We start from the raw sequence: 9,031 nt of genomic DNA on the forward strand, positions 1-9,031 counted from the left end.
AAAAACCAGTCCATTCCAGTTGTGGAAAAGGGCCACCTCTTAGCCCCGCTAGAGGGATTTTGGGTATTTTAGGTAGAGAAGGCGCCCTAAGCTCAAGGGCACAAGGCACGAGGCTCTTTCCCGGTGGTCTTTATGCTGAAATCTTTACCGACTCGCCAACTGTCCTATCTTGCTATCGGCCTACTATCGGCAGGAGGGATCCTGTTCTTGGCTCCGCGTTTACCCCTGGCTCTGGCCAACGAACGGGCTGTTCCTGAAGCTGAACTGGCGATTCAGCCCCTGTTGCCCCAGGGATCCCGTGTGATTAGCTCCCGCTGGCTCAGTGACCAAGAAGCTGAAATTTGGGTGGAATCTCGGGGTGGGGCCAGCCCCGTAATCATGCGGCTGAATGCCTCAGGCGCTTGGGAACAGGATATGAGCGCCACCTTGGCCCGGGGAGCCAGCCAAATGCAAACTCTGGCCCAGCAACAAACGGTGAATTTACCATCGGGTTTTGGCCAGACCGCGCCGGATCAGCCTGCTCCTCCCCCTGTGCCCTCTTTGTTGCAAACCACCCAAGCTGCTTCTAGCCTGATTCCACCGGTGGATCGGGAGCAAGAGACCCAGCGAGCTTTGAGTGGGGCCGGTCGCGTGGATCCCTTTGTGCCCCAAAATATTCGCACCCCTGAGCCAGAAATTGCGCTGCCACCTCTGCCGCCCCCTCCGGTTTTGTCTCCCCCTGGAGAGGGCAATGGCAATGGTGCCCCCGTTGCTGTAGCCACTCCGGTTCCCACCCCTACTCCGGATCCGGCTGCCTTTGCTCGCAGTGTACAGGTTTCTGGCATTGTGCAAATCGGGAGTGAATCCTTTGCCCTCATTTCCGGCCCAGGAACTGTGCCTTCCGTGGTACAGGCTGGACAGGATTATCAAACAGCGAATGTGGCGGGTGTCTCAGCCCGGGAGCGGCGGGTGGTGCTCTCCGAAGGGGGAGAAAATGTGGTGAAAACGATGGAAGACACGACGGTCATTGTCGGTGCCCCCTAAGCCGAACTGGTTTGTCATAACCTTGTGCCTCTAGAAGGTCGGATGGGGTTTGGCCTTTTTTGACCTGATTCAATTTGTGATTCGATTTGCGATTTAGCAGGATCCCGGACTAAAAGCCAGATTCACGGTTCAGGCGAGGCGGTTGCTGCTTCAGGTAGCGGAGAAACTCCCGCAGTTCGGTATCGGTCAATTGGTGACGAGATTTTTTGTGGAAGCGGCTTTCCAAGAATTCCCGCCCTTCTTTGTTGCTCCAGCCGATACGCTGCAATTCCACATCCGTTTGGGCAATGATATCGGAAAGATCATCCATATCCGCCCCAGATTCCGTCAACCCCGGCAATCCTGGGGAGGGGGTTGGTTCTGTTTTGATGGGGGCTGTTTTAATGGGGGCCGGAATAGGCTCAGGGGCAATCGGTAAGGAGCTAGCGTGTCCGTTAGCTAAATCGGGAGTTGGCAGATAAGCGGATCTTCCAGAGGGATCCATTCCCAAACCCAGCGGCATTGATGGGCGACCAAAACCCGCATGGTTTAGAGCTCGTTTCAAGGCGGCATCTTCCGCTTCTTCCACTGTATTGGATCCAGCGATGCCACTGCCCAACACTGTGTTGTTCACTATCACCTGCGCCTTGACGATGTAAATCCCCTCTTCCACACGCAACAGATCCGTGAGCAAACTGCCCATGGGGTGTCGATCTCGAAAATGTTGAATCATGTCTGTGCCAGTGGAAAAAACGTGTCAAAGCCTGCAAACCGGTAACGGAATTGGCTACAACCTAACCCGAAGAATAACCGCTTGAGAAGGGAAATTGAGCACGAATCCTCTGAGCATCCCCCCATGGGTTCCAAGGGAGCCAGAAAAGGCTTATCCAGGTTCGCAACGCTTGGGGTCGCAAGGTTATGCTATCGCTAGGGATCCGGTTGCAAATGATGCTCCAAGTAGCTGGCTTGGAAGAACTGATCTATCATCAGCGCACAGAAGACATTACGGGGAAATATGGCTAGCGATACCACCGGAGCCAACTCCGCCAGTTTGGGACAGGCGGCTATCCGAGAACGCAACTATGGCACGGCTTTACAGCTACTCCGACGTGCGTATCGCGGGGATCCCAGCGCAGAGAATGCCCGTTGGCTTGCCACTGCCTATGAAGAAGCCGGTTATACCCAGTTGGCTTCTCTATATCGAGAGTTATCTCAAGAGCGCAAAGAGATTCAGTTTCAAGCGCCCAAACCCCCCAGTACTCTTGAGCAGCTCAAGCAGCTACCCGCCGAGTCCCCCGACCGCAAAACCATTCCCCTGCCCCAGCCGATTCCTCGCCCTACTCCCCCACCCACCCCCTCGGATCAGCCGATTTGGGTTTATAAGCCCACCCCCATCGACCCGAAAAGCATCAGCCGTCAAACCCCGATTCGCCCTCACAAAGAAGAATCTGCCGCTGTCCCTGAAAAATCTGGCGAGGAAACAACCTATTTGCCGGTTCAACATGCCCCCGATCTAAAAAACCCGCAGCAGGGATCCCCTTTTGCCCGCCGCTTAAGCCAACTGCATCGGCAATTCAAAGATGAACCCACGGCTGAGTTGGCCCTGCAACTGGCGGAAGCTTATGACGAACAGAACAACCTCAAAGAGGCCCAGCGCTATTACCGCGAGGTGTTGGATCTGGATCGAACCCTGATGTTGCGACCCATGGTGCAAGAGCGTCTGGAGGAACTGCGGCAAATTCAGGATCCGATGGCCGATCTCTCAGTCCAAAGCTTGCTCAAATTGGGGGAGAAATTGGAACAGGAGGGGGAAGTGGCCCGTGCTGAACAGGTTTACCGCAAGATCCTGAAAATGGATGCGACCCTTGATGCCCATGCCGCCGCCCGCAAGGGATTAAACCGGCTTTATCCCGATGGTAAGCGATGAGTCGGTGCAGCTTTTTGGGGATTGCCTGGGCTAAAACAGCCTCCATTTCGGTAGTCGAAGCTTGCCTCAACCGCCTTATCAAAGCCTGGGATGCTTTTGCATTCGCATTCATCCCACAATCGATTAGGAAATCATCCCCCGCATCCGGAGAAGTCGATCCCCACGAGAAATCAATACGGGTGCATTGAGCAACACTCAAACACTCAGCAGTTGCCCCAATACCGGCTTTAAGTGATCACATCCGGCTGCTGACGGCCTGTACGGGCCCGGATCTGCGCCAGCTGATCCGCCAGTTGAATGTGCTCGGCCAGGGCGACTTGCGGATCTAGCCCATGCTTGGCGGGATCCGGCTCAAATCGCTCCAAATAAACCCGTAGCGTTGCCCCTTGCGTACCGGTTCCAGACAGACGATAGACAATCCGGGATCCATTGACAAACCCAATGCGGATCCCCTGTTTGCTGCTGGTGCTACCATCCACCGGATCCGTGTAGCTGAAGTCATCGGCGTACTCCACCGTTTGGGATCCCCAAGATTGCCCCACCAAACTGGGGAGAGACAGGCGCAGGTTCTCCATCAACTCTTGGGCAGCCACCGCATCAATGCCCTCATAGTCGTGGCGAGAATAGACATTACGCCCGTAGGTCTGCCAGTGTTCTTGGACGATCTGTTGCACCGATTGCCGCCGTACCGCCAGGATATTCAGCCAAAACAGCACCGCCCAGAGGCCATCTTTTTCCCGCACATGGTTAGAGCCGGTGCCAAAACTTTCTTCCCCGCAGAGGGTGGCTTTGCCCGCATCCAGGAGGTTACCGAAAAATTTCCAGCCCGTCGGGGTTTCATAGCAAGGGATCCCCAGCTTGGCCGCCACCCGATCCGCTGCTTGACTGGTGGGCATCGAACGAGCGATCCCGGCCAATCCGTCTCGATACCCTGGCACCCGCTGGGCATTGGCTGCCAATATTGCCAGACTGTCGCTAGGGGTTACATAGAACTTGCGCCCCAAAATCATGTTGCGATCCCCATCCCCGTCGGAAGCAGCGCCAAAATCGGGGCCATTCTCCCCAAACAGCAACTCCACCAGCTCATGGGCATACACCAGGTTGGGATCCGGGTGACCACCCCCAAAGTCCGGCAGGGGCTGGCCGTTTAGAACACTACCCTCCGGTGCCCCCAAAGATCCCTGGAAAATGGCGCGGGCATAGGGGCCGGTAACAGCGTGCATGGCATCAAAAGCCATGCGGAAGCCGGAAGCTAAGTAATCCCGGATCAAGTCGAAATCAAACAGCCGCTCCATCAGCTCGCGGTAGTCGGTAACCGGGTCGATAATCCTGACCTTTAGGGATCCCAGGTTTTGCTCACCCAGGCGATCCAGATCCACATCCGGGGCTTCTAGGATGCGGTACCGATCGAGGGTTTGGGTGCGGGCGTAAATCGCCTCAGTGACCTTTTCCGGGGCAGGGCCGCCATTGGCAATGTTGTACTTAATGCCGAAGTCGCCCTCCGGGCCACCGGGGTTGTGGCTGGCGGAGAGGATAATGCCCCCATAGGCCCCATATTTGCGGATGATGCAGGATACAGCCGGTGTCGAGAGGATCCCGCCCTGGCCCACCAGCACCTGTCCAATGCCATTGGCTGCGGCCATCTTGAGCAGAATCTGAATCGCTTCGCGGTTGTAATAGCGCCCATCGCCGCCAACCACTAGGGTTTGTCCGGCGGATCCCTCGAGAACATCAAAAATGGATTGAACAAAGTTTTCCAGGTAGTGGGGCTGCTGAAATACCTTCACCTGCTTGCGCAGGCCAGAGGTACCCGGTTTTTGACCGGAGAAAGGAGTGGTAGGAACGGTGCGGAGGCTCATAGGTTACAGGTAGGCTGGGGAAAATGCTGCTCGCCCCTCTACTATCTCATCTCATCTGAGTTCATCTGAGTTGTCTTCTCAATCCCCTGGTCAATCCCCTGGCTTAACCACCCACTCCACCGGCCCTTTGTTCGGATCTGGCAACTTCAAGGAGAAGATCCCCGCCAACAGAATCAGAATCGTGGAGAACCAGAGACACCCCTCTAGACCGTAAAACTGGAAGATCAAACCGGAGGTCACCGTGCCCAGGAGCCGCCCGCCCGAGTTGGCCATGTAGTAAAAGCCCACATTCAGGGCCACGTCATTATCTTCGGTGTAGGCCAGCACCAAGTAGGAGTGCACCGCCGAATTAAAGGCAAAAACAATGCCGAATAGGATCAGCCCACCCGTGATCACCAGTTCGGGGGCCAACCCGGCCATAAAGGCCGTAGCGATAATCGCCGGCACCCCCGTGAGCACAAAAGTCCAAATTTGAATGGTGCGGGCTTTGGGAGCCCGTCCGGGGCGATTGCTCCCCAACAGTTGTGGGGCCAGAAATTGCACAATGCCGTAGCCGATCACCCAGGTGGCCATGTAGGTACCCACCTGCATAAACGTCCAGCCGAGGCTGTCGTAGAGAAAGACCGGCAGCGCCACCACAAACCACACATCCCGGGATCCAAACAGGAAAAAACGGGCCGCCGAGAGAATGTTGATCTCTTTGCTTTTGGAGAACAGTTGTTTGAAGGGGATCTTGGCCTTAATTTTGCCCATATCCGCCGGCAGTAAAATCCCCGAGCAAAAGATCAAAGCCAGAGCACCCGCTTGGACGAAATTGGCAATACGAAACCCTGTGATCTCGCCATACAGTTCCCCGAACCCTTGCAGGAGTGCGGCCCCCACGAAGAACCCTACCCCCTTGAGGGCATTTTTGGATCCCGTCAACATCGCTACCCAGCGAAACAGGCGCGATTCGGCTTCTTTAGGGACCACCAACCGGATGGCACTTTTGGAACTCATCTTGGTGAGATCTTTGGCGATCCCGGCTAAAGCCTGCGCCACCATCACATAGGTAACCTGACCCCAAATCGGCCACTGCATATTCAGTACGCCCAGCATCACCAAGCCAAATATTTGCAGGGCAATACCACCATAAAGAGTCAGCCGCAGGCCAAACAGGGATCCAATCCAACCGCCCAAAAAGTTGGTGATCACCCCAAAGATCTCGTAGAAAAGAAACAAAGTGGCAATTTGAATCGGGGTAAACCCCAACTTATGAAAGTGCAAGAGCACCAACATGCGAATTGCCCCATCGGTGATGGTGAATCCCCAGTAGGCAGCAGTAACTAGGGCATAGTTGCGAATGGCGGCGGATTGGGCTGTCGAGGCAGGGGTCATGGTGGGTTCTCCAGGGGTTTCAAAGGTGTTCCCAATCGTCTTTGCTAACTCAGATCTACAAACTGCGGGCGACTTTGCGGGCCAATTCCGCCATGCGGTTGGCATAGCCCCATTCGTTGTCATACCAAGCCAGGATCTTCACCTGCGTCCCATCCACCACCATCGTTGACGGGCCATCCACAATGCTAGAGCGGGGATCCCCTTTGAAATCCACCGAGACCAAGGGCAGCTCTTCATAGCCGAGGATCCCGCTCAATTCCCCTTCAGCCGAAGTTTTGAGCAGGTGATTCACTTCCTCAACCGTGGTGGGTCGCTTCACCTCAAACACCGCATCCGTGAGGGAGGCATTCAGCAGGGGCACTCGCACCGCCAAGCCATTCAATTTGCCGTTTAATTCGGGGTAAATCAGGCCAATGGCCGTAGCCGAGCCGGTGGTGGTGGGCACCAACGACAACAGAGCTGACCGCGCCCGCCGCAGATCTTTGTGGGGAGCATCCACCATCGTTTGGGTATTGGTGACGTCGTGGACGGTGGTGATCACCCCATGCACAATGCCGATCCCTTCATGAATCACCTTCACCAGCGGGGCCAGACAGTTGGTGGTACAAGAAGCCGCCGTCAGCAGAGAGTGTTGGGCCGGGTCGTACAGATGATCGTTGACTCCCATGACGATATTTAGGGCGTTGCCATCCTTAACCGGCGCCGCCACAATCACCTTGCGTACCCCTGCTTTGAAGTAGGGATCCAATTCGGTAGCCCTGACGAACTTACCCGAGCTTTCCAGCACCAGATCCACACCCAAATCCGCCCAGGGCACCTCCCCCGGCGTTTTGTATTCGCTGAAGGTGAGGGTTTTGCCTTGAATGTGCAGGCGATCGCCGGATCCCTCCACGTCCATACTCCAGCGACCCTGCACAGAGTCGAACTTGAGCAGATGCGCTGCTGTTGCCGCCCCACCCTTGATCTCATTGATGTGGACGAATTCTAATTCTTCGCAGCCCCAGGCAGCCCGCAAAACCAGTCGCCCAATTCGACCGAACCCGTTGATGCCCACCCGTATCGCCATCGGTTCCCCCCTCCGCGCGCCCCAAGAGGGATCCTGTTCAAAGACTCCAGCCTGCTGACCTGAATAGCACAGAACCCCGTCTTGAGCCTACCAGAACGGCCGATACACATCAAGATAATTTGATGAATAGACCCTTAAGCTCCTTCAGGAGTGGGGCCGCCAGGTGCCATGGAACCCCAACGGGATCCGCTCCGGCAGCGCCAATCGACAGTAGGGATCCCGATCCAGTTGAGCAGCATCCCAAATCCACACCTCGGAGCGATTCTGAGGGCCATCAAAAACAACGCTCAACAGCCAGCCGCGGCTGGGATCCGCAGCGTCGGGAGCATAGAGAGGTTCACTGGGGTAACGTCCTTCCCCCAAATGGGCCTCTAGCAGGGATCCGGTTTCCACCTCCACACGGCCCACACTGCCGAACATGTCGCGGCTGGGATCCACCTCAGGCCGGTGCAGCAGCAGATAGAGATACTGATGCGGTTGCCCCACCTGGGCCGGATGCACAGTAGGAAACTCACAAGGGCGTTCCAGGAGAGGCTCTGCTTCTAGGACCTGCCCTGACTGGGGATGCAAACGAATCCGCCACAGCGTAGCCGGAGCAGCGGTGTGGGTTTGGCCGCTCACCACTTCTGCCAAATAGCGGTTGGTGGCAAAGTCTCGGTAGCGCACCTGGGTGAAGATCACCGATCCATCCTCAGCTTCGTAGCCATTGCCGAAATGCCACTGGAAGACCGGTTCCATTTCGTTGCGGCTGATGGGTTGTAGGGTCTGGCGGTCAAAAATCCACACCTGCGTCGCTTGACCGGGATCCCAGTAGAGACTATCGCTGTAGCTTTTTAGGGTGGCCAGCACCGGCCAGGGATTGAGGCGCACAGGCGGTACGAGAAAGACCAGATAGCGCCCCGCCAAAACAAAATCGTGAATCAAGGGCAGTCCTGGCAAGGGATGACGGGTATGGGCTTGGATCCGACCCTGGGCATCGCTGCGATACAGGTGCAGGATCCCATTTGGGCCCAATTCCACCCCAAAGTTGTAAATCTCTCCCGTCAGGGGATCCCGTTTGGGATGGGCGGAGTAGGCGGGTAAGGTGCCCGATTGCCCCAGAAGATCCAAACCTTGGGTGGTTAAGCTGTGAAGATCCAGTTGGTGAGGGGATCCCGCTTCCCAGAGGGCCAGCAACCGATCCGGCAAAGCCAGCACCGAGGTATTGGCAGCATTTTTGGGGGCTTGTCCCAGCCGTTTGGCCCGCATTCCATATCCCCCAAAGAGATAACGTCCCGCCTGTTCTTCCGCTTGATAACCAGCAGTTTGCACATAGCGGTAGAGCCCCGTCGCCTGACCTGACCGGAAATGAACCGCCAAAATCGCTCCATCCCCATCAAACCAGTGGCCCACCCGCTCTCCCCCTCGCTGCAATTGACCCGGCCCATTGCGATACAGGGATCCCTGTAAACCTGTAGGAATCCTTCCTGAGAGCACGTTAAGCTGCGTGGGGCCAAATTCCTGACCCGGTTCAGACAGGGCTAAAGACCAAAGCGGTATAGGTTGGGCAACGGCAGTCATACATCAAACACAGACGTAGTCAATTCAGCTCAGAATGGGACAACACCCCGTGGCTAGGAACAACCTACGGTCTACGCAATGCTGTCGTGCAGCGGGAACCGCACGACCCCGTTCTAGCTCCCCGGTTCCGACAGGGTGCCGGAGGCACTACCCCTCAAGAGTTAAAGTTTCAAGGCCGCGCGGGGATCGTAGGATTGGACTTGTTGCAGCTTCTCGTAGAGTTCTCGCTCTTGCTCTGAG

General features: G+C 56.3%; 7 protein-coding genes. 2 read left to right on the plus strand and 5 right to left on the minus strand.

Annotated features, from left to right (window positions below; all coding sequences use genetic code 11):
* Positions 1 to 132: 132 nt before the first annotated feature.
* On the plus strand, positions 133 to 1,023 hold the full coding sequence (locus JX360_RS13885; protein ID WP_244352100.1) for a hypothetical protein: 891 nt from the start codon (positions 133 to 135) through the stop codon (positions 1,021 to 1,023).
* Positions 1,024 to 1,132: 109 nt separating this feature from the next.
* On the opposite strand, the gene JX360_RS13890 is transcribed toward JX360_RS13885, so the two are convergent.
* A complete protein-coding gene (locus tag JX360_RS13890) occupies positions 1,133 to 1,705 on the minus strand; it encodes a hypothetical protein (RefSeq protein WP_244352102.1) in 573 nt (190 codons plus the stop codon).
* Between the two features lie 312 nt (positions 1,706 to 2,017).
* Here JX360_RS13890 and JX360_RS13895 point away from each other — a divergent pair, with 312 nt between their 5' ends.
* Positions 2,018 to 2,929: a tetratricopeptide repeat protein gene (locus JX360_RS13895; protein WP_244352104.1), complete on the plus strand. Its 912-nt coding sequence runs from the start codon at positions 2,018 to 2,020 to the stop codon at positions 2,927 to 2,929.
* Positions 2,930 to 3,156: 227 nt separating this feature from the next.
* Here JX360_RS13895 and JX360_RS13900 read toward each other — a convergent pair whose 3' ends face one another.
* The 4 genes from JX360_RS13900 to JX360_RS13915 form a co-directional block, all read right to left on the minus strand.
* The gene (locus tag JX360_RS13900) at positions 3,157 to 4,788 is read right to left on the minus strand and encodes an alpha-D-glucose phosphate-specific phosphoglucomutase (RefSeq protein WP_244352109.1); all 1,632 of its coding nucleotides are present in this window, start codon (positions 4,786 to 4,788) and stop codon (positions 3,157 to 3,159) included.
* Positions 4,789 to 4,878: 90 nt separating this feature from the next.
* Positions 4,879 to 6,165 (minus strand): organoarsenical effux MFS transporter ArsJ, encoded by a 1,287-nt coding sequence (gene arsJ, locus JX360_RS13905; protein ID WP_244352111.1) that lies wholly within the window; start codon positions 6,163 to 6,165, stop codon positions 4,879 to 4,881.
* Positions 6,166 to 6,220: 55 nt separating this feature from the next.
* Positions 6,221 to 7,231, minus strand: a complete 1,011-nt coding sequence (locus tag JX360_RS13910) for an ArsJ-associated glyceraldehyde-3-phosphate dehydrogenase (protein WP_244352115.1) — start codon at positions 7,229 to 7,231, stop codon at positions 6,221 to 6,223.
* A gap of 144 nt (positions 7,232 to 7,375) precedes the next feature.
* A complete protein-coding gene (locus tag JX360_RS13915) occupies positions 7,376 to 8,791 on the minus strand; it encodes a carotenoid oxygenase family protein (protein WP_244352117.1) in 1,416 nt (471 codons plus the stop codon).
* Between the last annotated feature and the right edge of the window lie 240 nt (positions 8,792 to 9,031).

This window comes from Thermostichus vulcanus str. 'Rupite' (assembly GCF_022848905.1).
Taxonomy (GTDB): domain Bacteria; phylum Cyanobacteriota; class Cyanobacteriia; order Thermostichales; family Thermostichaceae; genus Thermostichus; species Thermostichus vulcanus_A.

Bases quoted from the DNA above. Each gene is read 5' to 3' on its own strand.
- JX360_RS13885 (WP_244352100.1), top strand. From the start codon at position 133: ATGCTGAAATCTTTACCGACTCGCCAACTGTCCTATCTTGCTATCGGC.
- JX360_RS13890 (WP_244352102.1), bottom strand. From the start codon at position 1,705: ATGGGCAGTTTGCTCACGGATCTGTTGCGTGTGGAAGAGGGGATTTAC.
- JX360_RS13895 (WP_244352104.1), top strand. From the start codon at position 2,018: ATGGCTAGCGATACCACCGGAGCCAACTCCGCCAGTTTGGGACAGGCG.
- JX360_RS13900 (WP_244352109.1), bottom strand. From the start codon at position 4,788: ATGAGCCTCCGCACCGTTCCTACCACTCCTTTCTCCGGTCAAAAACCG.
- arsJ (WP_244352111.1), bottom strand. From the start codon at position 6,165: ATGACCCCTGCCTCGACAGCCCAATCCGCCGCCATTCGCAACTATGCC.
- JX360_RS13910 (WP_244352115.1), bottom strand. From the start codon at position 7,231: ATGGCGATACGGGTGGGCATCAACGGGTTCGGTCGAATTGGGCGACTG.
- JX360_RS13915 (WP_244352117.1), bottom strand. From the start codon at position 8,791: ATGACTGCCGTTGCCCAACCTATACCGCTTTGGTCTTTAGCCCTGTCT.